Annotated in this window: 20 protein-coding genes; 10 read left to right on the top strand and 10 right to left on the bottom strand. The window is 68.9% G+C overall.

The genetic code is table 11. The features are described 5' to 3' along the window. Genes M9917_RS19350 through M9917_RS19325 form a run of 6 tightly spaced genes read left to right on the top strand, consistent with a single transcriptional unit; the run spans position 1 to position 6,109 of the window. A complete protein-coding gene (locus M9917_RS19350; RefSeq protein WP_297256445.1) occupies positions 1-777 on the top strand; it encodes an ABC transporter ATP-binding protein in 777 nt (258 codons plus the stop codon). Next, on the top strand, positions 770-1,483 hold the full coding sequence (locus M9917_RS19345) for an ABC transporter ATP-binding protein (RefSeq protein WP_297256443.1): 714 nt from the start codon (positions 770-772) through the stop codon (positions 1,481-1,483). The genes M9917_RS19350 and M9917_RS19345 overlap by 8 nt, the downstream gene beginning before the upstream one ends. Next, entirely contained in the window at positions 1,480-2,253 is a 774-nt protein-coding gene (locus tag M9917_RS19340) for an SDR family NAD(P)-dependent oxidoreductase (RefSeq protein ID WP_297256441.1), read from the top strand. Before M9917_RS19345 ends, M9917_RS19340 begins: the two co-directional genes overlap by 4 nt. 12 nt (positions 2,254-2,265) lie before the next feature. Further along, complete coding sequence (locus tag M9917_RS19335) at positions 2,266-3,732, top strand: amidase (RefSeq protein ID WP_297256439.1); 1,467 nt, start codon at positions 2,266-2,268, stop codon at positions 3,730-3,732. Continuing rightward, positions 3,729-4,547 (top strand): polysaccharide deacetylase family protein, encoded by an 819-nt coding sequence (locus M9917_RS19330; protein ID WP_297256437.1) that lies wholly within the window; start codon positions 3,729-3,731, stop codon positions 4,545-4,547. Before M9917_RS19335 ends, M9917_RS19330 begins: the two co-directional genes overlap by 4 nt. Positions 4,548-4,549: 2 nt before the next feature. After that, entirely contained in the window at positions 4,550-6,109 is a 1,560-nt protein-coding gene (locus tag M9917_RS19325; protein WP_297256435.1) for an acetolactate synthase large subunit, read from the top strand. A gap of 19 nt (positions 6,110-6,128) precedes the next feature. Here M9917_RS19325 and M9917_RS19320 read toward each other — a convergent pair whose 3' ends face one another. The 3 genes from M9917_RS19320 to M9917_RS19310 all read right to left on the bottom strand — a co-directional run bounded on the left by M9917_RS19320 (position 6,129) and on the right by M9917_RS19310 (position 8,699). Beyond that, a complete protein-coding gene (locus M9917_RS19320) occupies positions 6,129-6,815 on the bottom strand; it encodes a GntR family transcriptional regulator (protein WP_297256433.1) in 687 nt (228 codons plus the stop codon). Positions 6,816-6,941: 126 nt separating this feature from the next. Beyond that, positions 6,942-7,685, bottom strand: coding sequence for an SDR family NAD(P)-dependent oxidoreductase (locus tag M9917_RS19315; RefSeq protein ID WP_297256431.1), 744 nt, complete (start codon positions 7,683-7,685; stop codon positions 6,942-6,944). 102 nt (positions 7,686-7,787) lie between these two features. Continuing rightward, a complete protein-coding gene (locus M9917_RS19310) occupies positions 7,788-8,699 on the bottom strand; it encodes a LysR substrate-binding domain-containing protein (protein ID WP_297256429.1) in 912 nt (303 codons plus the stop codon). 182 nt (positions 8,700-8,881) lie between these two features. Between M9917_RS19310 and M9917_RS19305 the strand changes: the two genes are divergently transcribed. The 3 genes from M9917_RS19305 to M9917_RS19295 are packed head-to-tail and all read left to right on the top strand — an operon-like array spanning position 8,882 to position 13,769. After that, on the top strand, positions 8,882-10,924 hold the full coding sequence (locus tag M9917_RS19305) for a hydantoinase/oxoprolinase family protein (RefSeq protein ID WP_297256427.1): 2,043 nt from the start codon (positions 8,882-8,884) through the stop codon (positions 10,922-10,924). Next, positions 10,921-12,615 carry a hydantoinase B/oxoprolinase family protein gene (locus tag M9917_RS19300; RefSeq protein ID WP_297256425.1) on the top strand — a complete coding sequence of 565 codons (1,695 nt, stop codon included), beginning with the start codon at positions 10,921-10,923 and terminating at the stop codon, positions 12,613-12,615. The genes M9917_RS19305 and M9917_RS19300 overlap by 4 nt, the downstream gene beginning before the upstream one ends. Continuing rightward, complete coding sequence (locus tag M9917_RS19295) at positions 12,612-13,769, top strand: M20 family metallopeptidase (RefSeq protein ID WP_297256423.1); 1,158 nt, start codon at positions 12,612-12,614, stop codon at positions 13,767-13,769. The genes M9917_RS19300 and M9917_RS19295 overlap by 4 nt, the downstream gene beginning before the upstream one ends. Here the strand turns inward: M9917_RS19295 and M9917_RS19290 are convergent. Next, complete coding sequence (locus tag M9917_RS19290) at positions 13,756-14,799, bottom strand: ketopantoate reductase family protein (RefSeq protein WP_297256421.1); 1,044 nt, start codon at positions 14,797-14,799, stop codon at positions 13,756-13,758. The two genes, M9917_RS19295 and M9917_RS19290, sit on opposite strands and share 14 nt — an antisense overlap. Before the next feature lie 9 nt (positions 14,800-14,808). Next, a complete protein-coding gene (locus M9917_RS19285) occupies positions 14,809-15,423 on the bottom strand; it encodes an NIPSNAP family protein (protein ID WP_297256420.1) in 615 nt (204 codons plus the stop codon). 136 nt (positions 15,424-15,559) lie between these two features. Between M9917_RS19285 and M9917_RS19280 the strand changes: the two genes are divergently transcribed. Further along, a complete protein-coding gene (locus M9917_RS19280; protein WP_297256418.1) occupies positions 15,560-17,053 on the top strand; it encodes an MFS transporter in 1,494 nt (497 codons plus the stop codon). On the opposite strand, the gene M9917_RS19275 is transcribed toward M9917_RS19280, so the two are convergent. From M9917_RS19275 to M9917_RS19255, 5 genes are read right to left on the bottom strand one after another with little or no spacing between them, the layout of a single operon-like run. Further along, complete coding sequence (locus tag M9917_RS19275; RefSeq protein WP_297256416.1) at positions 17,054-18,202, bottom strand: M20 family metallopeptidase; 1,149 nt, start codon at positions 18,200-18,202, stop codon at positions 17,054-17,056. It abuts the gene before it with no gap. Between the two features lie 28 nt (positions 18,203-18,230). Beyond that, on the bottom strand, positions 18,231-18,983 hold the full coding sequence (locus tag M9917_RS19270; protein ID WP_297256413.1) for an SDR family NAD(P)-dependent oxidoreductase: 753 nt from the start codon (positions 18,981-18,983) through the stop codon (positions 18,231-18,233). 23 nt (positions 18,984-19,006) lie between these two features. After that, on the bottom strand, positions 19,007-19,900 hold the full coding sequence (locus M9917_RS19265) for an ABC transporter permease (RefSeq protein WP_297256411.1): 894 nt from the start codon (positions 19,898-19,900) through the stop codon (positions 19,007-19,009). Further along, positions 19,897-20,910 (bottom strand): ABC transporter permease, encoded by a 1,014-nt coding sequence (locus M9917_RS19260; RefSeq protein ID WP_297256409.1) that lies wholly within the window; start codon positions 20,908-20,910, stop codon positions 19,897-19,899. Before M9917_RS19260 ends, M9917_RS19265 begins: the two co-directional genes overlap by 4 nt. Then, positions 20,907-21,929, bottom strand: coding sequence for an ABC transporter ATP-binding protein (locus M9917_RS19255; protein WP_297256407.1), 1,023 nt, complete (start codon positions 21,927-21,929; stop codon positions 20,907-20,909). The genes M9917_RS19260 and M9917_RS19255 overlap by 4 nt, the downstream gene beginning before the upstream one ends. Positions 21,930-21,939: the final 10 nt, after the last annotated feature.

The following is a 21,939-nucleotide window of genomic DNA, read 5'->3' as shown; positions in this document are numbered from 1 at the left end:
ATGCTGCTCGAATGCTCCGGACTGACCCGCCTCTATGGCGGCGTGGTCGCCCTGAACAATGTCGATCTGTCGATCGACGAACGCAGCATCACGGGCATCATCGGCCCGAACGGCTCCGGCAAGAGCACCTTCGTCGATCTCGTCTCGGGCGTGACGCCGCCGACCTCGGGGCGGATCCGGTTCGCCGGCCATGACATCACCCATGCGCCGTCCTGGAAGATCGCCAGGCTGGGCATGGCGCGGACCTTCCAGATGCTGCGGCTGTTTCCCCAGCTCACGCTGCGCGAGAACATGACCATCGGCCAGAGCTGGCAGCTCGCCTCCGGCTATCTGAGCTCGGCTTTCGGCCGTGCCGAGGCGCGCGAGGACGAGGCCGAGCTCGACCGGCGCGCGATGCAGCTCCTGGCCGAGTTCGACATGGCGGCCTTCGCCGACCGCTACCCGTCCGAGCTCTCCATCGGCCAGCAGCGCCTCGTCGAGATCGCCCGCTCGCTGATGAGCTCGCCCAAGCTCCTGCTGCTCGACGAGCCGGCCGCCGGCCTCTCGCCGCCCAATGTCGACCGGCTGGTCGGGCATATCCGCCGGATCCGGGAGGAGAGGCAGACTTCCATCCTGCTGATCGAGCACGTGATGAAGGTCGTGATGAACACCTGCGACCGGGTGGTGGTCTTCGACCGCGGCGAGAAGATCGCCGACGGCGCGCCGCAGGCCGTCGTCGACGATCCGGCGGTCGCCGCGGCCTATCTCGGCGTGGAGAAGGAATCCGTCGATGCTTGAGATACGTGACCTCAAGGCGGGTTACGGCAAGGCGGTGATCGTCGACGGCGTGTCGCTCACGGTGCCGACCGGAGCGATCGTCGCGCTTCTCGGCGGCAACGGCACCGGCAAATCGACCACGCTGAAGGCCATCTGCGGCCTCATCGATCCGATGGACGGCGACGTGCTGCTCAACGGCGAAAGCCTCGTGCGGCTCGGCGCGCCGGGCGTGGTGAAGCGCGGCCTGTGCCTCGTGCCCCAGGGCAAGGAAGCCTTCGCGGAGATGACGGTCCGCGAGAACCTGCTGATGGGCGCCTATATGCACCGCGCCAACCGGGGCGAGGTCGCAAGCCGCCTCGAGGAGGTCGTCACGCGCTTTCCGCGCCTCGCCGAACTGGCCACGCGCCGCGCCGGGCACCTCTCCGGCGGCGAGCGCCAGCTCATGGCGCTGGGGCGCGCCTTGATGGCGAAGCCGCGCGCATTGCTGCTGGACGAGCCGTCGGCCGCGCTCTCGCCGCGCGTCGTCGGCGAGATCGGCGAGGCGGTCATGTCGCTCAAGGAGGCCGGCATGACGGTTCTGCTGGTCGAGCAGAACGTCAACTTCGCCCTGAAGCTGGCGGAACGGCTCTACGTGCTCAGGGACGGGCGCATCGCCCTCGAACGGGCCGTGGTCGGCGGCGATGCCGGCACGGACCTCAAATCCTACTATTTCGGAGTCGAGGAATGACGCACGGGCAACTGCAGAACCGGGTCGCCTTCGTCACCGGCGCGGGCTCCGGCATCGGGCGCGCCACCGTCCTGCGCTTCGCGCGGGAAGGCGCGCGGATCGCGGCCTTCGACCGCGACGCCGGCGCGCTCGACGAAACGGCGCGGGAGGCCGGCGGCGAGGTTATGCCCTTGCGCGGCGACGTCACCAGCGCGGCCGACCTCGATGCGGCCTTCGCCGCCTGTGCGTCGCGCTTCGGGGATCCTTGCATCCTGGTCAACTGCGCCGGCAGCGTCGGCCATGGCGGCGCGATCGAGGACATGAGCGAGGAGGCCTGGGACGCGCTGTTCGAGGTCAACGTCAAGGGTACGTTCCTCAGCGTACGCAAGGCGGCCCCGGCCATGCGCCGCAACCGCCGCGGCTCCATCGTCAACCTGTCCTCGACCGCCGGGCTCGTCGGCTCGGCCGCGCTCGGCGGCTACAGCGCCTCGAAGGGCGCCGTCGTGCTGATGACGCGCTCGCTCGCCATCCGCTACGCCCCGGACCAGGTGCGGGTGAACTGCGTCTGCCCCGGTTCGATCGATACCCCGATGCTGCGGGCGACATTCGAGACGGCCGGCCCCGACCCCGCGGCCCGGCAGGCCATGGCCGATCTCTACCGCTCCAAGCAGCCGCTCGGGCGGTTCGGCAAGCCCGAGGAGATCGCGGCCGCCATCCTCTTCCTGGCATCCGACGAAGCGAGCTTCATCACCGGCGCCTCACTGCCCGTCGATGGCGGCCGCATTGCCTGATCGCCCCCCGCGATGACCGCCACCGCCTCCCCGCCCGGCATCGCCGAACTGGTCGAGCGGCATCGGCGCGGCCTGGTTTCGCCGGTCGAGACGATCGAGGCTTCGCTCGCGCTGGCCGAGGCGTGGGAGCCGTTCCTCGGCGCCTTCGTCACCATCGCTCGGGAGCAGGCGCTGGCCGAGGCGCGCGCGTTGGAGACGCGGCTGAAACGGGGCGAGCCCGCCCCTGCCCTGGCCGGCGTGCCGGTGACCGTCAAGGACATCATCGCGACCGCGGGCATCCGCACGACGGCCGGATCGCCGGCGCTCGCCCGCAACATGCCGTCGCGCGATGCCGTCAACGTGGCGCGCCTGCGTGCCGCCGGGGCCATCGTGATCGGGAAGACGGCGACGCCGCAATTCGCCTGTCGCCAGACGACGGATTCGCCGCTGTCGGGCATCGCCCGCAATCCCTGGGACCTGCGCCTGACGCCGGGAGGGTCCAGCGGCGGGTCGGCCGCCGCCACCGCCGCCGGTGCGGGGCTGCTTTCGCTCGTGACCGACGGGGGCGGCTCGGCCCGGCTTCCGGCGGCCTGCACCGGCATCGCCGGCTTCAAGCCGACCTTCGGCCGCATGCCTTTCGACGGATCCTCCGACGCCTTCGGTGGGCTCGGCCATGCCGGCCTCATGGCCCGGACGGCGGCCGACATCGCCTACGCCCTGCCGCTGGTCGAGGGGCCGTGCGACGCCGATCCCTATTCCCTGGCGGTGACCCCGCGGCCGGCGCGGCAAGGCGGCACGCAGGCGCTGCCGCTCGCGGGCCTGACCATCGGCTGGCGCGCGCAACTCGCGCAAGAGCCGATGGAAGGCGCCATCGCGGCGGCCTTCGAGCGGGCGCTCGGCGCCGTCGCGGCGCTCGGCGCGCAACTCATCCCCATCGACGGGGCGGTGGAGCCGCCCTTGCCGATCTGGCGCGTGCTCCAGCACAGCATCTGGGCCGAGCGCTATGCCGACAACGCCGCCGTGATGGCGCATATCGACCGCGTGATCGCGGACGGCATCGCCGATGCCGGGAGCCTGACCGCCCGTCACCTGCAAGGGGCGATGCATGGCCGCACCCGGCTGTTCAGGCAGGTACAGGGCTGGTTTCGCGACTGCGACCTCATCCTGTCCCCGACGCTCGCGCGCGGACCGCTGGCCGCGGGCCATCCCGGCTACGGGCCCATCGACATCGATGGCCGGGAGGCGGGCGACATCCGCGAGGCCTGGGCCCCCCTGCTCGGCCTGTTCACCATGACCGGCCACCCGGCGCTCAGCATCAATATCGGCTGGACGCCGGCCGGGCTGCCGATCGGCCTGCATCTCGTCGGGCGCTGGCACGAGGACGCCAGGGTCCTGGCCGCCGGCGCCGCGATCGAAGCCCATTTCGACGCCGTGAAGCCTCCACCGCCGCTGCCTTCGCAGCCGGTTGCCGCGTCAGAACCGAAGGAGACACTCCCATGATCCAATGGCCGGGCAACAACCGCATGGCCTTGCTGCTGACCTTCGACTTCGACGCGGAATCGGTCTGGCTCGCCCGCGACCCGGAGAATGCGGGCCGGCTCGGGGTCCTGTCCCAGGGGCTCTACGGCGCCAGGCGCGCGGTGCCGAAGCTGCTCGAGCTGCTCGATGCCGAGAAGCTGCCGGCGACGTTCTTCATTCCCGGCTGGGTGGCCGAGCATCACACCGACCGCTGCAAGGAGGTCCGCGACGCCGGCTACGAGATCGGCCATCACGGCTATTCCCACGGCTGGGCCGACGCCGCCAGGCCGCAGGCCGAATGCGACGATTTCGATCGCGGCACCGAGGCGCTCGATCGCTTCCTCGGCGTCAGGCCCGTCGGCTACCGCCCCCCCGGCGCGGAGATCACCCGCAACACCCTGACGATGCTGACCGATCGGGGAATGCTCTACAACAGCAACATGCTCGACGACGTCTACCCCTATCGGCACGTGCTGCCGGATGGCCGGCAGGGTCCGATCGAGCTGCCGACGCACTGGTCGATCGGGGATGCCAACTACACCTGGAATTCCATCCGCCACCCGAAGGTCATCCAGACCTCGGAGCACATCTTCACGATCTGGAAGGACGAGTTCGACGCCCATTACGAATGGGGCGCGCTGTTCAACCTCGTACTGCACCCGCAGATGATCGGCCGGCCGTCGCGCGTGGCCCTGCTGCGACGGTTCATCGACTATGTGCGCGGCTTCGACGGCGTCTGGATCGCGACCTGCGCCGATGTCGCCGCCCATATCGCCAGCCTCGATACGAAGGGCTGAGCATGGCGAGCGGCGCGGATCGCCTGTGCGAGGCCCTGCTGGCGCACGGCGTCGATACCTGCTTCGCCAATCCCGGCACCTCGGAGATGCATTTCGTCGCGGCGCTCGACCGGCGGCTGGAGATGCGCTGCATCCTCGGCCTGTCGGAGGGCGTCGTCACCGGCGCCGCCGACGGCTATGCCCGCATGGCCGGCAAGCCGGCGGCGACGCTGCTGCATTGCGGCCCGGGACTGGCGAACGGCATCGCCAACCTGCACAACGCACGCCGTGCCCATACGCCGATCATCAACGTGGTCGGCGATCATGCGAGCTATCATCTGCGCAACGATCCGCCGCTGGCGATGGACATCGAGGGCCTCGCCCGGCCGGTTTCGACCTTCGTCCGGCGCATCGAAGGACCCGGCGCCATCGAGGCGGCCGTTGCCGAGGGCTATGCCGCGGCGGTCGGCCGGCGCGGTGTCGCGACGCTCGTCCTGCCCGGTGACGCCGCCTGGAACGAGGCGCCACCGGCCAGCTGGGCGATCGGCCGGCCGCCCCCGGCTGCGATGCCCGACGAGCGGACGATCGCCGCCGCAGCCGATGCGCTGCGTTCAGGCCGGCGCTGCGTCGTCCTGCTCGGCGGTCCCGCGCTCAGGGCGAAAGCGCTTGAGCACGCATCGCGGATCGCGCGTGCGACCGGCGCCAGCCTGATGGCCGAGCCGTCGAACGGGCGGATCGAACGGCGGCCCGAACATGCCCCGCTGGAACGGATGCCCTATGCGCTCGACGAGGTCGTCGCGCGCTTCCGGGACGTCGATGTCCTGATCGTGGCCGGGGCACAGCGACCGACCGCATTCTTCGCCTATCCGGGCAAGCCGACCTTCCTGCACGATCCCGGCGCCCTGCTCGTCGAGCTTTGCGGCGTCGCCGACGAGCTGGAGGGCGGGCTGGAGGCTCTGGCCGAAGCCGTGGCCGGCGCCGGCAAGGGCGAAGCTGTCCCGCCGGGCCGGCGCGCACTCGCCGGAGATGCGTCGTTCGACGGGCTGCTGAACGAGGCGGCGATCTCGCACATCGTCGCGGAACTCCTTCCGGAGAACGCCATCGTCGTTGACGAATCCATCACCTGCTGCCGCGGCTTCTTCGCCCTGAGCGACCGCAGCGTGCCGCATGACTACCTGCAGCTGACGGGCGGAGCGATCGGCATCGGCATCCCGCTCTCGGCCGGCGCGGCCGTGGCCAGCCCGGGCCGGAAGGTGATCACGCTGCAAGCGGACGGCAGCGCGATGTATACGACGCAAGGGCTCTGGACCCAGGCGCGCGAGCAGCTGGACGTGGTGACGATCCTCCTGTCCAACCGCGCCTATGCCATCTTGGAGGGCGAAATGCAGCGGGTGGGCGCGGCGCCCGCCCGCCGGAACGCCAGGCGGATGCTGCGGCTGGACGATCCGGGCATCGACTGGGTGAGCATGGCTCGCGCGCACGGCGTCGACGGACGCCGCGCCACGACCGTCGCCGCATTCCGCAGCGCGTTCGCCGATGCCCTGTCGCGGCCGGGGCCGGTTCTGATCGAGGCCGTGCTGTAGGGCGAAAATCCCCAGCCGGTTATTTCTTCTGGCTCGCGGCGGCGGCCAGGGAGCTGGAAAGAACCTCGCAGCTATGTTCCAGGTGAGCGATGAAGGCGCGGCGCGCGGCCTCGCCATCGCCACTGGTCAGCGCCTTCAGCAGACCCTGATGGGTACTCTCGAAGCGAGCGCCCGTGCCGAAGCCGCGGTTGACGAAGGTCAGCGCCAGGCGCAGCTCCGACGCCAGGTCGTCGAAGGCGGCGAGCAACCGGGCATTGCCGGTGATCGAACAGACGCGCCGGTGGAAGGCGAGATCGGCCTCCACCAGTTTTTCGCTATCGTGCTCGGCGGTGGCGGACCGCACCTCCGTGAGGATGGCGTTCAGAGCCTCAAGATCCTCGGGGCCGGCCAGCGTGGCCGCGATCGGCACCGCATAGGCCTCGAGCGCAATGCGCGTTCCGTAGATTTCCACGACGTCGCGGGCCGTGAGCTCCCGCACGAAGAAGCCGCGACGCGGTATCCAGCGGACGAGGCCGCGCTTTTCGAGGCGGCGCGCCGCCTCCCGGATGGGCGCCCGGCTGATCTCGAGGCGCCGCGACAATTCCGCCTCGACGATTCTGGCACCTGGCTTGAGTTCTCCCGACGCCATGGCGCGATAAAGCCGCAATTCGACCTGGGCAACGAGATTGCTTTGCTCAATCGGTGAGTTGAGGGTCGTTTTCAGCATCGGCCGGGGTTCTCTCTCATGACGGCAACGGTTGCCGCTTGGCGGCGAACGATATCGAGCACGTCAACAACCGCAATGCACCGCTGCGGACGACGCCTTGCGTCCCTGTCGCGCTCCTGAACGGCCTCAAACGGCATCGGCCGGCAGATGCCGCGCCGCGACATAGCCGCCATCCACCGGCACGATCGCGCCGCAGACATAGGAAGCCGCCGGCGAGGCGAGAAAGGCGATGACAGCGGCGATCTCCTCCGGCTGGCCGACGCGGCCGAGCGGCGTCGAATCGACCTGCAGCTTGCGGTAGTGAGGCTCCTCGAGGCGGTGGCGGACCATCGGCGTCTCGGTGACACCGGGAGCGACCGCGTTCACCAGGATGCCGACGGGGGCGAGCTCCCCTGCCAGCTGGCGCGTGAACTGGGCGATGCCCGCCTTGGCGACGGCATATCCCGTCGTGCCCGGATAGCCCACCAGGCCAAAGGAAGAGGCGACATTGACGATGCGCCCGCCCGGCTGCGCGAGGTGCGGGATGACATCGCGCGTGACGCGCAGCACCGAGGTCAGGTTGGTTTCGATCAGGCGATCGAGCAGCGCGTCGTCGGAGGCCATCAGCGACTTGGATCCGCCGATTCCGGCGTTGTTGACCAGGATATCGATGCGGCCGAAATGCTTCAGCGCCGTTTCCGCGAGCACGTGCCCCGCCGTGCGGACGGTCAGGTCGATCTCCACCGGGACGCCGATGCCTTCGGCCGTATCCCTGACGGAGGGGTCACGGTCGGCCAGCACGATGGCGATGCCCTGCGAGGCGAGCAGGCGCGCCGTCGCCGCCCCGATTCCGCGTGCCGCACCCGTGACAATGGCAACCCGCTCGACCATCGAACGCCTCCTGCTCGTGCCGAAACGGTCCACCGGCCGGCCGCTGCGATCCATACGCAAGACGATATGTAGTCTGTCGACAGAGGTCAAATAGCGATGAGGCTATGACAGGGGCGCCGCCGACAATTCGCCATCGAGCCACCGGCGCAGGGCGACGATCGGCGGGGTATCCCAGTGGGCGCGCGCGCAGACGATGTGATAGGCATCCACCGTCACCGCCGTGTCGAGGATCTCCACCAGCTCGCCGCGCGCGATGGCTCCACGCGACAGGATCGAATTGCCGAGCGCGATGCCTTGCCCGAGCGCGGCCGCCTGCAAGGCGAGATGCGTGTTCGGCATCTCGATCCCGTCGAGCCGATCCGGCCGCTGGGCGCCGGCGACCTCGATCCATCGATCCCACACACCCGTCTCGTCGCTATGAAGAAGCGGCAGCCGGAGCATGGCCTCGATCGAATCGATGGCGGGGTAGCGGGCAAGGAACGCGGGGCTCGCCACGGGAAACAGCCGCGGAGCATGAAGCGGCACCTGCATATGATCGGCGGGCAGGTCCGGCAGGGCCCCGAAGCGGACATGGACATGGATGCCCTCCCCGGCCGGCGTCTCGATCCGGCTCTCCACGCCCGTGATCAGGTTGATGCGCAGGTCGCCGAGCACCTGCGACAGCTTCGGGATGCCCGGCAGCAGCGTCTCATGCGCGAGGCCGGGCGTCGCGTGGATCAGGAGGCTGCGGGGGGCCGCCGGGCGCAGCATCGCCGTGGCGTCGCACAGGCTGTCGAAGGCCCGCCTGACCTTGCGATGGTAAGCCTCGCCGGTCGCCGTCAGCGACAATCCGCGCTTGTGCTTTTCGACCAGCGCCACGCCGAGCGATGCCTCGAGGCCGGCGATATGCCGGGAGATCGAAGCGTGATCGGTGCGCAGAACCTCCCCGGTCCGCCGCATGCTGCGCGTCTCCCCCAGGACGATGAAGGCGCGCAGCGCGATCAGGGACGGCATGCGGGTCAGATACGGATGCATGGGCGGGCTGGAACGCCTCGGAAACTGGTGACTTGAAGACACCATATCGGTGCAAAAATAGCAATTGCTCCGGTGCGTTGCGCCGTCCTACTGCGGCGTGGATTGCGGACCCCTTCGCAACCTGCTCCAGTGGCCTCGTTCTCGTCCGACGCCCGGCGGCCCGGAGCCTCGTGGAGATGCTCATGGTTGCCGTTCCCGACGGTTCGCTCGTCCCGCCCTACCGTATCGGCGTCGAGGTCGGCGGAACCTTCACGGATCTCGTCTGGGCGGACGCCTCGGGCGCCGTGCATACCGGCAAGACCCCGTCCACCCCGCATGCCATCCAGGAGGCGGTGCTGGCGCTGATCGCGTCGACCGGCCTGCCACTCGAGGCGGTCGCCCAGGTCACACACGGTTCCACGGTGGCCACCAACGCGCTGATCATGCGCAAGGGCGCCACGGTCGGGCTTTTGACCACGCGCGGCTTCCGCGACATCGTCATCCTCGGCCGGTGCGAGCGCAACCACGACGTCTACGACATGCAGTACCGCGCGACGGTTGCGCCGATCCGCCGCCACATGATCCGCGAGGTGACCGAGCGTATCGACGCCAGGGGCGCCGTCCTCCAGCCGATCGATCTCGAAGCGGCCTGGCGCGAGGTCGAGACCTTCCTGGCGCAGGGCGTGACCGGCATCGCGATCTGCCTCGTCAACGCCTACGCCAATCCGGAGCACGAGGCCGCGCTCGCCGAAATGATCCGCCGGCGCGCGCCGCATGTCTCGATTTCCGCCAGCTCCACCGTCTCGCCCGAGTTCCGCGAATACGAGCGCTCTGTGACGACGCTGGCGAACGCCTTCGTCGGCCCGCTGGTCGAGCACTATGTGCGCCTCCTCGACGAAGGCATTCGCCGGGACGGCTATCGCGGCACGCTGGAGATCATGCAGTCGAACGGCGGCGTGATGCCGGCCGCGGCCGCGGGCCAGAACGCGGTCAGGATGATGTTGTCGGGCCCCGCCGCCGGCGTCTGCGGCGCGGCCTGGTTCGCCCGGCGCAACGGCATCCGCGACATCCTCACGCTCGACATGGGCGGCACCTCGACGGATGTGGCGATCGCGCCCGATCTCGTGCCGGGCATGGTCACGGAGCTTACGGTCGACGGATTGCCGCTGCGCACCACCTCCGTCGACATGGCGACGATCGGGGCCGGCGGCGGCTCGATCGCCCATGTCGACCGGGGCGGCTTCCTCGCGGTCGGGCCGGAGAGCGCCGGCTCGTCCCCGGGCCCGGCCTGCTACGGCCGGGGCGGCACGCGCCCGACGGTGGCCGACGCGCAGATGGTGGCGGGACTGCTTCGCCCCAGCGACTTCTTCGGCGGGAAGATGGTGCTCGATGCCGACAAGGCGCGGGCGGCCGTCGCCCGCTTGCAGGCGCAGGGCCTGAGCGGCTCGGTCGAGGACATCGCCGACGCCATCCTGCGCACGACCAATGCCAACATGGCCGGCGCGGTGAGGCAGGTTTCGACCGCCCGCGGCATCGACCCGCGCGGCTTCACCCTGGTCGCCTATGGCGGCGGCGGGCCTCTGCACGCCGCCATGGTGGCGCAGGAGATCGAGATCCGCCAGGTGCTCGTGCCCTGGTCGCCCGGCCTCGTCAGCGCGTTCGGGCTGCTCGTCGCCGAGACCAAGATCGACACCGTCGAGAGCGCGCTGCATCCGCTCTGCGACACCAGCCTCGACGCCGCGCGCGTGGCCAAGCTGATCGACAAGGCGCGCGACACCGCCGCCGCCAATCACCTCGACGACGAAGACTGCGAGATCGCGATCGGCCTCGACATGCGCTATTCCGGCCAGGCCTTCGAGATCACGCTCTGGACCGACACGGCGGCGCGCGATGCGGCGGCGCTGCGGCAGCTTTTCGAGAGCGCGCACCGGCAGCGCTACGGCTATGTCCGGCAGAAGCTCGACTGCGAGGTGGTGGCCTATCGCCTGCGCATCAGCCGCAAGGCGCGCGATGCGATCGTCACCCCCCTCGACCACGACGCGCAGGCCACGGCACGCAAGGTCGAGATCGCGCTGGGCGGCAGCCATCATCACGCGACGCTCCTGCCGCGCGCGGCGCTGGCGGTCGGCGGCCGGCTTCCCGGCCCCGCCATCCTGACCGAGCCGACATCGACCACCGTGGTGCCGGCGGGCTGGGAGGCCGAATGCCTGCCGACGGGAGACCTGCTGCTGAGGGACGTGACATGAGCTTCGATCCGACAACGCTCACCATCATCGCGCGCGGCCTCCAGTCGGCCTCGGAGGAAATGGCGACGAACCTCATCCGCTCGGCCTTCTCGGCCGTGGTCCGCGAGGCGCGCGACTGCTCCACCGCCCTGCTCGATGCGGAAGGGCGCGTGGTCGCCCAGGCGGAAATGATCCCGATCCAGACCGCGGCCCTGTCGGCGGCCTTCGCCGCGGCCCGCGCCGTGCTCGATCTCGAGACGATCCGGCCCGGCCACTTCATCCTGCTCAACGACCCCTATAGCGGCGGGCAGCACCTCAACGACATCATCCTGTTCAGCCCGATCTTCGCCGATGACGGCAGCCTGCTCGCCTATGCCGGCAGCACGGCGCATCATCTCGACATCGGCGGCGGCTCCGCCGGCATCAACACCGCCGCCCGCGAGCTGATCCAGGAGGGGATCGTCATCCCTCCCCTCCTCCTCGACTACGAGCGCGACTGGAACGGCGGCAATTTCGAGCGCTTCTTCTTCGCCAATATCCGCACCCCGGATATCGGGCGCGGCGACATGGACGCGCAGTTCGCGGCCAACTTCCTCGGCGCGCAGCGGGTGCTGGCGCTGGCGCGCCGGCACGGCGTCGGCGCGGTCCGCGCCGCCATGGCAGGCGTCCTCGACTATTCGGAACGGCGCATGCGGGCCGCCATCGCCGAAATTCCCGACGGCCGCTGGACGGGCACCGCCCTGATCGACGGCGACGGCATCGCGGCCGACGGCCCGCCGCTGGCGATCGAGGTCAGCGTCGAGGTCGCGGGCGATGCCATCGTCCTCGACTTCACCGGCACGGCCGCTCAGGTCGGCAGCATGTTCAACTCGCCGCTCGCCTCGTCCATCGCCGCCGCGGTCACCGCGGTCCGGGCCGTGCTGAGCGACACCGGCATTCCGGCGAACGACGGCTGCAACCGGCCCCTGACGATCATCCTGCCGGAAGGATCGATCCTCAATCCGCGTCCCGGGGCGCCGGTGCGGGCGCGCGCCACCGCCTCCACCCGGGCGCTCGACGCCGTCCACGACGCGCTGGGGCAGATCATCCCGGAGCGGATTCCGGCGCAGGGCAACAACACGACCACCGGCCTGTTCATGACCCACGCCCCCAAGGGCGGCAGGATGCGGATCCACCTGGACATATTGGGCGGCGGCTGGGGCGCGGCGAAGGGCTACGACGCGATCAACGCCACCGACCACATCCTGTCCTCATGCCGGCTGACGCCGACGGAATCGATCGAGCAGATCTACGACCACCTGCTGATGGAGAGCTTCGGCCTCTGCCTCGGATCGGGCGGGAGCGGGGCGAACACGGGCGGCATGGGCATCTTCCGCCGCTACCGCATCACGGCCGACGGCGTGACGCTGAGCATCTATTCGGACCGGTTCCGCCTGCCGCCGCTGGGGCGCTCCGGCGGCCGTGACGGCGCCCGTTCGTCGCTGGTGGTCGAGCGCGGCGACGAGCGGATCGCGCTCGGCGCCAACAGCACCTTCGCGCTCAGCAAGGGCGACGTGGTCGAAATCCGCATCGCCGGCGGCGGCGGCTGGGGCGACCCGCGCGAGCGGGAGCGGGCCGAGGTGGAACGCGACCTCGACGACGGCTTCATCACCGCCGAGACGGCCCGCGAGGTCTATGGCCTCACCACGCGACAGGAAGAGACCGCAGCATGAGCACGCTTCCCTTGCGCCCCGTCGCCGCGTTCGACGCCGAGACCCTGCTCGCGGAGATCGTCACATGGGTCGAATACGAGACGCCCTCGGACAGGCCCGATCTGATCGATCGCCTGCTCGACCATGTCGAGGCGCTGTTTACCGATCTGCCCGTCGACCGCAAGCGGCTGCCGGCGCGCGAGGGCCGCGGCGGGCAGCTCATCCTGCGCTACGACCCGGCGGGCACGGATGCGCCGCCCCTCGTCTTCATGGGCCATATCGACACCGTCTGGGCGGCCGGAACCCTGGCCGAGCGCCCTGTCCGGCGCGATGGCGACAAGGTCTACGGGCCGGGCATCTTCGACATGAAGGCCGGCTCCTGCCTCAGCGTGCTGACGCTGCTGGCGCTGGCGCGGGAAGGCCTGGTGCCGCCGCGCCCCGTCGTCGTCTACCTCAACGGCGACGAGGAAACCGGCTCGCTCGCCTCGCGGGAGACGATTCTCGCCCTGGGGCGGCAGGCCGCCGCCGTCATCGTGCCGGAGCCGTCCTTCGAGGCACCGGGCACGGTGATCACCGCCCGCAAGGGCTGGGCGACCTTCCGGCTGGAAGCACGCGGCGTCGCGGCCCATGCCGGCGGCAGCCTGCACGAGGGCCGCAGCGCGATCAACGAGATCGCCCGCCATGTGCTCGATATCGCCTCGCTCAACGCGCGCGAACCACAGGCGACGTTCAATGTCGGCGTGATCGGCGGCGGAACCCGGCCGAACGTGGTGCCGGCCGAGGCCTGGGCCGAGATCGACATGCGCGCCGAGACGATCGAGGTGGCCGAGCGCATGACGGCGCAGATGCTGGCGCGGCGGCCCTTCGATCCGGACGTCGCCCTCCATGCCAGCGGGGGAATCAACCGGCCGCCCTTTCCCCGCTCACCGGCCGTGGCCGGCTTCTACGAGGCGACGAGGAGCCTCGCGGCGCGCCTTGGCCTGCCGCTCGGGGAGACCTCCCGCGGCGGCGTCTCCGACGGCAACTTCGTGGCGGCGATCGGCAAGCCGGTGCTGGACGGAATGGGCTGCTCCGGCGCCGGCGCCCATGCGCTGCACGAGCACATCCTGGTCTCGACGATCGCGCCGCGCGCCGCCTTGATGTTCAACATGGCGACCGGGATCACCGGGGCGTGACGGGCGCGGCCTCCTGTGCGGCGATCTCGGCCAGGGCGAGGGCCTGGGCGATGCCGTCGGCCGGCGCTCCGGCTTCGACGGCCCGCACGCGATCGACGAGCGCGGCGATCGTCGCCACCGGCAGACCGTGGCGGCGGCCGATGGCGACGACCGGCCCGAGCTGGTAGGGCACCTCGGTCGGGCGGCGACGGATCATGATATCGCGCCAGACACCGCTGTAGAGCTTGGTCGAGCCTTTCCGGCTCGCGATGATCGCCTCGATGCAGGCGTCGGCATCGGCATCCCGGCCGGTCAGGAAGGCGGCCGGATCGAAGGACTGGAACGGCATCGGCCGCACGCCCTCCGCCAGGGCGATCGCGAGAACCGAGCGGATCAGCCAATGGATCAACGGCCGCAGGCGCGGCTCGGCGAGGAAGCCGACGATGGTCTCCTGGGTGATGCCCTCGGCCTTCAGCACCGTCGCCCAGGCGAGCTTGCTCCAGAGGTAGCCATAGATGTTGTCCGTCAGGATCGCATCCGGCTCGAAATCCTTCAGCGCGGCGTGAAGCTCGATCGCGCGCGGCGTGAGCGCGCCATCGAGCTCGCCGACGACGACGGCGCCGCGCCCGCCGAAGGAAACACGGCCCGGCTCCTGCCAGTCGGCGCCGAAGTTCACGAAAGCGCCCATGGTCCGACGCTCGCCGGCCACCGCCGCGATCTGCGGCTCGTTCATGCCGTTCTGGCAGGACAGGATGTAGCCGTCGTCGCTGAGATGGGGCATCAGCCCCTCCAGCGCCGTTGCCGTGTGCTGGGCCTTCACGGCCAGGAAGACGCGGCCATAGCGGTCCTTCACCTCGCCGGGCAGCATGGCGCGGCAACGCACTGAAAAGTCGGCGACAGGGCCGTCGATCCGCAATCCGCGCCGTTCGATGGCGCGGACATGATCCTCGACCAGATCGACGAAATGGACCTCATGGCCGGCACGCGCGAGGAAGGCGCCAATGGTCCCGCCGATGGCTCCGGCGCCCCAGACGAGGATCGGATCGCTCATGCCTACCCCCTATTGCAGCGGCGAGCACGGCAGCGGCAGGCAGATCGAGGACTGCATCGGCGGCGGCAGCGTTCCCGGAAAGGCGTTTGGCGGCCAGATGCCGGCCCTGGCCGCCTCGGAACGGATCCGCAGGCGCTCCTCGAAACTCGCATAAGGCCAGAGATGGGTGAAACGCGGGGTCCCGTCGAGCGCGGCCCCTGCGGCAAGCACGGGCGACATCCCGGCCCGGGCGGGAAGCTTGCGCTTCCAGGCCTCGATCAGGGTCGGCAGCGTCCCGACGCGAAGATCGTAGGTTCGCAACTCATAACACGGGCCAAAGCGCCCCGCCGGCACCGGATCGATCCAGGAAAAGGGCAAATAGGCCTCGGCGCTGTAGCCCGTCATCAAGCTTTCGCAAGAGAACGGATCGGTCGCCATAGCCAATTGGCGCCGCTCGGCCATGAATTCCATGTCCGTCTCATAGGCGCGCATCAACACAATCTGGTTCAGCGCTCCAGTCTCGGTCGCCCAACAACCAAGCATGCGCCCGCCCGCGGCCGCTTTTGCAACGTACTGCGCCAGTCGTTCCGACACTTCGGCATGATGTCGGGCGGGAACGCTCAGATAGACATACTCGTGGATCATCACGACCGGTCCAAAGGATCAAAAGCATTGAAGACTTGTCATTTTTATTTGGATACGTCAATACACGCTTGTATGCAAAGAACCGAAGCGGTGAACCTCCTCACCCTCGGGCGGCGTCTGTTCAACGGAAAAGCCCATGCAGTCGGACCAGACCTCGAAACCGGACGAGTCGCGCCGGCTGTTCCTGCGGGTTTTTCCCTCGATCATGCTGCCGATGTTCATCGCGATTTCGGATCAGACCCTGGTCGCGACCGCCTTGCCGGCCATCGCCGCGGATCTTGGGCAGGTCACGCTGATCACCTGGATCGTCGTCGCCTTCCTGATGATGAACTGCCTGGCCGCGCCGGTCTATGGCCGCTTCGGCGATCTGATCGGGCGGCGGCAGATGATGCTGATCGCGCTGGCCTTCGTCATCCTGGGCGCGGCGATCGTCATCACCGCCCCGAGCGTCCATGTCATCATCCTCGGCCGCGCCATCCAGGGGGTGGGCGGCGGCGGGCTGATGAGCCTGACCCAGGCGCTGATCGGCCAGATGGTGCCGCTGCGCAAGCGCGGCAGCTATCAAGGCTATCTGGCGGCCGTCAACGCGACGGCCACCGTCGCGGGCCCGCTGCTCGGCGGTCTCCTGACCTACCGGTTCGGCTGGCGCGTCGCGCTCGCGACGACGATCCCGCTGGCCCTGATCGCGCTGGTCCTTACCTTGCGGCTGCCGAAGCTGCCGAGCCGCGGCACGGTCGCCAATTTCGATGCGCCGGGCCTGGGCTTCTTCGCCGCGACCGTGGTGCTGCTTCTGCTCGCCGTGCAGGAGCTGGAGAGGATCGCGCGGGGCGGATCGCCCGTTTCGATGCTGCTCCTGCTCGGTGCCGCCGGCGCCAGCCTGATCCTGCTCGGCCGTCGCGAAAAGCGGGCCTTAAGCCCGCTCTTTCCCCTGCCCGTCCTGTCGCATCCATCGATCTGGCGCGGCGCCTGCTTCGCGGCCTGCCATGGTGCGACCTATGTCTCGCTCGTCGCCATCACGCCGCTTTATCTGATCGCCGCGCGCGGCCTTGACGCGAACACGGTCGCCTTCCTGCTGCTGACGCTGACCATGGGCGTCGGCCTGTCGTCGATGGTCACCGGATTTCTGGTCAGCCGGACCGGCCGTACCATGATATTTCCCTCGGCCGGGTCCTCTGTCCTGACGGTGCTGCTGCTGGTCTTCGCCTGGCGCTCGCCGGAACTGAGCACCTGGCAACTGCCGATGTTCTATTTCGCGATGTCGCTTTGCATCGGCACTGTCATGGGCGTTCTGCAGGTCACGGTCCAATACGTCGCCGGGCCGGAAAACCTGGGCGTGGCGGCATCGGCGGTCCAGTTCTCGCGCACGCTCGGCGCGTCCCTGGGCACCTCGCTCGTCGGTGCCGTCATCTTCATCGCGCTCCAGTCCGGAGACGGGCGCGCGGCCGAGGCCTTCGCGATGGCGCTGCGTGGCGCGATGGAGTTGCCGGCCGACGCGGCGGCGCAAATTCGCGGTGAAATGCTGGCAGCCTTCCGGCCCGCCTTTCTGGCCGTGGCCGCCTTTGCCGGCATAGGGTGTCTGATGGGATGGTCCAACCCGGTTCGGCGGATTGCCGCCAGACCGGGTGAATGATCAGGACAGCGTCGCCATCAGCCGCTCCAGAAGCAATGCCCTGTGGGGGATGGTCGAGACGACCAGACGCTCGCTGTGGCTGTGGCTGCTGCCCTGCCCGTCGACGCCGAGCCCGTCCAGGGTCGGCGCATGGCTGGCGGTGAAGTTGCCGTCGCTGCAACCGCCGGTCTGAACGTCGCCGAGCTCGAAGCCGTATCCGGACGCAAGCTCCCTTGCCGTCTCGTACAGCGCCGCGATGCCGGGCAGCTTCTCGTAGGGCGGCCGGTTGAGCCCACCCGTCACCGTGATGGTGCAATCGGGATTATAGGTCTTGAGGTTCATCAGCCTGGCGACGGCCGCCTCGGCGACGGCCGGGTTCGGCACACGCATATCGACCTCCGCCTTGCATTCATAGGCGACGACATTCGGGCGGGTTCCGCCGTGGACGACACCGACGTTCACGGTCAGGCCGCTGTCGTAGTCGGTCATATCCTCCAGATCGAGGATCTGGCGCGCCATTTCCTTGATCGCGCTGCGCCCGTGGACGTGGCGGGAGCCGGCGTGCGCGGCGCGACCATGGATCGTGATGTCGAAACGCGCGGTGCCCTTGCGGGCCGTCACGCATCGCCCGCCGTCGCGCGCGGGCTCGGTCACCAGCACGTATTTGGCGCGCCCGGCCTCCTCCTCGATCCGCGCCCGCGAGGTAAGGCTGCCGATCTCCTCGTCGGAGACATAGAGATGGCGGATCGGCAAGGGCGTGCGGGCGCCGCGCGCGATCAGCTCGCGCAGGGCCGCGAAAGCGAGATAGGCGCCTCCCTTCATGTCGGAAATCCCCGGCCCGTAAGCCAGATCGCCTTCGACCCTGAACGGCAGGACGCTGCCCAGCGTCCCTTCCGGGTGAACCGTGTCGTAGTGGCTGAGGACGAGGATCCCCTTCTCGTCGGGCTCACCCCAGGGGGATTGCACGAAGACATGGTCGCCGCAGCCATCCCGGCCGGGAATCCGCTCGACCCGGGCGCCCGCGGCCCTCGCATCGGCCTCGACCTTGTCGGCCATCCGGTTCACCAGATCGGCATTCAACGACGGGCTTTCGATCTCGACCCAGGAGCGGATGCCTTCCAGCATCGTCTCGGGGCTGTATCGGGCGAGCGCGGCCGCATTGTCGGTCATCCGGAACCTCCTGAAAGTACCTTCCCGCTCAGAGCGAGCCGCCGTCGATCGACAGCACCTGCCCCGTGACGTATTTCGACAGATCGGAAGCCAGCCAGAAGACGCCGTTGGCGATGTCCTCAGCCTCGCCCAGGCGGCCTAGCGCCGTCTGCGCGAGCTTGGCCTGGCGCTTCTCGGGAGAATAGCCTTCCCAGCGGCGCACCTTGGCCTCGTCGGTGAGCACCAGGCCCGGCGCCACCGAATTCACCCGGATGCCGTGCGGCCCCAGTTCGACGGCGAGCTGTCGGGTCAGGCCGACCAGCGCATGCTTGGAGGCGCAGTAACCCTGCACCCCGGTGAGCGAAGGCTTCAACCCGGCGCCCGAGCTGATGTTGATGATGGCTCCCTTGCCATTGCGCTTCATGCCCGCGGCCGCGGCGCGGCTGGTCACGAAGGAGGCGTGGATATTGACATCGAAGAGGCGGTCCCACGACGCGTCCTCCACCTCGTCGACCGGCTGGAAGGGCGTGCCGAGCGATCCGCCGGCATTGTTCACCAGCACATCGACCGCCCCGCCGGACTGCGCCTCGACATCCGCGATCCAGGCCGCCGCCGCCTTGCGGTCGGACAAATCGACGATCGCCGTCGTCACGCCGGGCAGCGTCGAGATCTGCCTGAGCCCTTCGGGCTGGATGTCGCAGCCCCAGACCCGGGCGCCCATGCGCGAGAAACCCTCGGCGATGGCGCGGCCGAAGCCGGATGCGGCGCCCGTGAGCGCCACGGTCCTGTTCTCGAAATTCATGCTTCTCTCCTCATATGGGACAATCAACCACGAGACTTCGGATCGAGAATGTCGCGCAGGCCGTCCCCGAGCAGGTTGAAGGACAGCACCGTCATGAAGACGAAGAGGCCGGGAAAGATCGACAGGAAGGGGGCCGTCGTCAGATAGCGCTGCGCCTCCTGCAGCATCGCGCCCCATTCCGGCGTCGGCGGCTGCGCGCCGAGGCCGAGGAAGCTCAGGACAGCCGCGGCAAGAATGGCTTCCCCCAGCGAGAGGGTGGAGTAGACCACGAGAGGGCCGAGTATGTTCGGCATGACTTCCCGCAGGATGATCCGCTTGTCCGATGCCCCGATGCAACGGGCGGCTTCGACATATTGCAGCCTCGCCGTGGCGATCGTCGCGGCGCGGGCGACACGGGCGAACCGCGGAATGCGGACGATGCCGATGGCGATGATGCCGTTCTGCAGCGAAGGCCCGAGCACGGCAGCGATCAGGACGGCCAGCAGCACATAGGGCATGGCCATCATCACATCCATCAGCCGCATGACGGCGTTGTCGAGCGAACCCCGGTAATAGCCCGCCAGCACGCCCAGGGTCACGCCGAAGACCAGGGAAATGCTGACCGCGAGGAAGCCCACGCTCAAGGAGATGCGGCTGCCCAGAATGACGCGCGAGAAGACATCACGCCCGATCTGGTCGATGCCGAAGAGGTGCTCCCAGCTCGGCCCCAGGAGCACGCCGCTGGTGAACTCGTCGGACTCGTAGGGCGCGATCAGGGGAGCGAAGATCGCGAGCAGCGCCAGCAGAACGAGGAAGACCAGCCCGAACATGGCGCTTCTGCGCTCGGCCAGCCGCGAGAGGGCGATCCGCAGCCGCGCCGCGAACGACTTGCCGCCCGCACTCACGACCGGCGCGGCGTCAATGGCCTGATGTGTCATTGCCGCACCCTCGGATCAATGAAGCCATAGGAAACATCGACCATCAGATTCACGAAAACGATGATGACCGCATAGATGATGATCGCTCCCTGCACGACCGGATAGTCGTTCGCCAGGATCGCCTGCATCATGTGGCGGCCGAGGCCCGGCCAGGAGAACAGCGTCTCGGTCACGATCGAGCCGCCGAGATAGACGCCGATCTCGAGCCCGATGATGGTGACCACGGGGATCATGGCGTTGCGCATGACGTGCCGGGCCACCACCATCGGGAAGCTCAGCCCGCGCGCGAGGCCGGCATTGACATAATCCTCGTTGATGACCTCCAGCACGCTGGCCCGGGTCGTTCGCGCGATCAGCGCGGCCGGCGCGGTCGCCAGCGTGACGGCCGGCAGGACCATGTGTGAGGCCACGTCGACGAAGGCTTCCCGGTTCAGCGTCAGGATGCTGTCCAGGAAGGTGAACCCGGTCACGCGCGTCAGCACCGTGCTGTAGGAGACCATGCCGCCCGTCGGGAAGATATTGAAGTACACCGAGAAGACGACGATCAGGATCATTCCGAACCAGAACACCGGCAGGGAAATACCCGAAAGCGTCAGGAACATGGTCGCGGAATCGAACCAGCTTCCCTTGCGGATCGCCGCGATGGTGCCGGCGACAACCCCGAAGACCGAGCCGAGCAGCGTCGCCAGAATAGCGAGCTCCGCCGTGGCCTTCAGCCGGTCGAGCAGGATCGGCAGCACCGGGTCGCGGCTCTGCAGGCTCTGGCCGAAGTCGCCCTGAATCACGTTTCCGAGCCAGGAAAGATACTGGACGTAATAGGGCCGGTTGAAGCCCATCTCTTCGTGAAGCCGGGCGATGGCCTCCTTGGAGATGCTTTCGCCACCCATCATGGTGACGACCGGATCGCCCGGAATCGCCCGCATGAAGGCAAAGACGAGGACCGACAAAAGCAGCAGGACGACGAGGCTGTTCAGCAGCCGCGAAAGGACCGTGGAAAAGACGCGGTTCATGCCGGGCCGCCATTCGGCGCAGGAGCGAGCGGCGCCTCGTTGTAGAGGTGACAGCGCACTTCACGGTCGTCGACCATGCGCGGCTCCGGCAGAACCGTATCGCAGATCGCGCCGATCCGTTTGGTGCAACGGGTGTGGAACGGGCATCCCTTCGGAACGTGAACGTTCGAGGGAATCTCGCCTTCGAGCGGAGCGCGGTTGGTCTGCGCACCTGCGACAGGCTTCGGCGTCGCCGCCATGAGGGCCGCCGTGTAGGGATGAAGCGGATCGGCGAAGATGCGCTCGACCGGACCGGTCTCCACGATGCGCCCGAGATACATCACGGCCAGGCGATCGACGAGATAGCCGATCAGGTTGAGGTCGTGCGAGATGAAGAGGCAGCCGAGCCGCAGGTGGCGGCGCAGATCCTCGATCAGGGCAATGATCCTGGCCTGCACCGAAACGTCGAGCGCAGAGGTCGGCTCGTCCAGCACGAGGAACTTCGGATCCAGGATCAACGCGCGCGCGATCGCGATACGCTGCCGCTGCCCGCCGGAGAACTCGTGCGGGTAACGGTCGAAATGGGCCTCCGTCAGCCCGACCCGCTCGAGCATCTCGACCGCCAGCCTGCGCCGCTCGGCCGTGGTGCCGCGGTTGTGGACGATGAGGGACTCCATGATGATCGTGCCGGCCGTGCGGCGCGGGTTCAGCGAATTGTAGGGGTCCTGAAAGACCATCTGCACCTGCTCGCGCAGATGAAGCGCGGGAAGGTCGTCGATCGGCGTGCCGCTGAGCGTGACACGGCCCCCGGTCGCCGGCTGGAGCCTAACGAAGGCGCGCGCGAGCGTGCTCTTGCCGCAACCGGATTCACCGGCGACGCCGACCATTTCCCCCCGGCGGACCGACAGGTTGACGCCCTGCACGGCGCGAACGGCCAGTCTCTCGCGACCGCGGTTGAAGGGCCAGATGCCGTGACCGCGCACGGGGAAGCTGACCGAGACGTCGTGCGCCTCGAGAACCTCGTCAGGTTGCGTTGTCACCGCGGCCGGA

The organism is Bosea sp. (in: a-proteobacteria), assembly GCF_023953965.1.
Classification (GTDB): Bacteria; Pseudomonadota; Alphaproteobacteria; order Rhizobiales; family Beijerinckiaceae; genus Allobosea.
The sequence above is the reverse complement of the archived record's forward strand: the minus strand, read 5'-3'. Positions and strand labels throughout refer to the sequence as shown.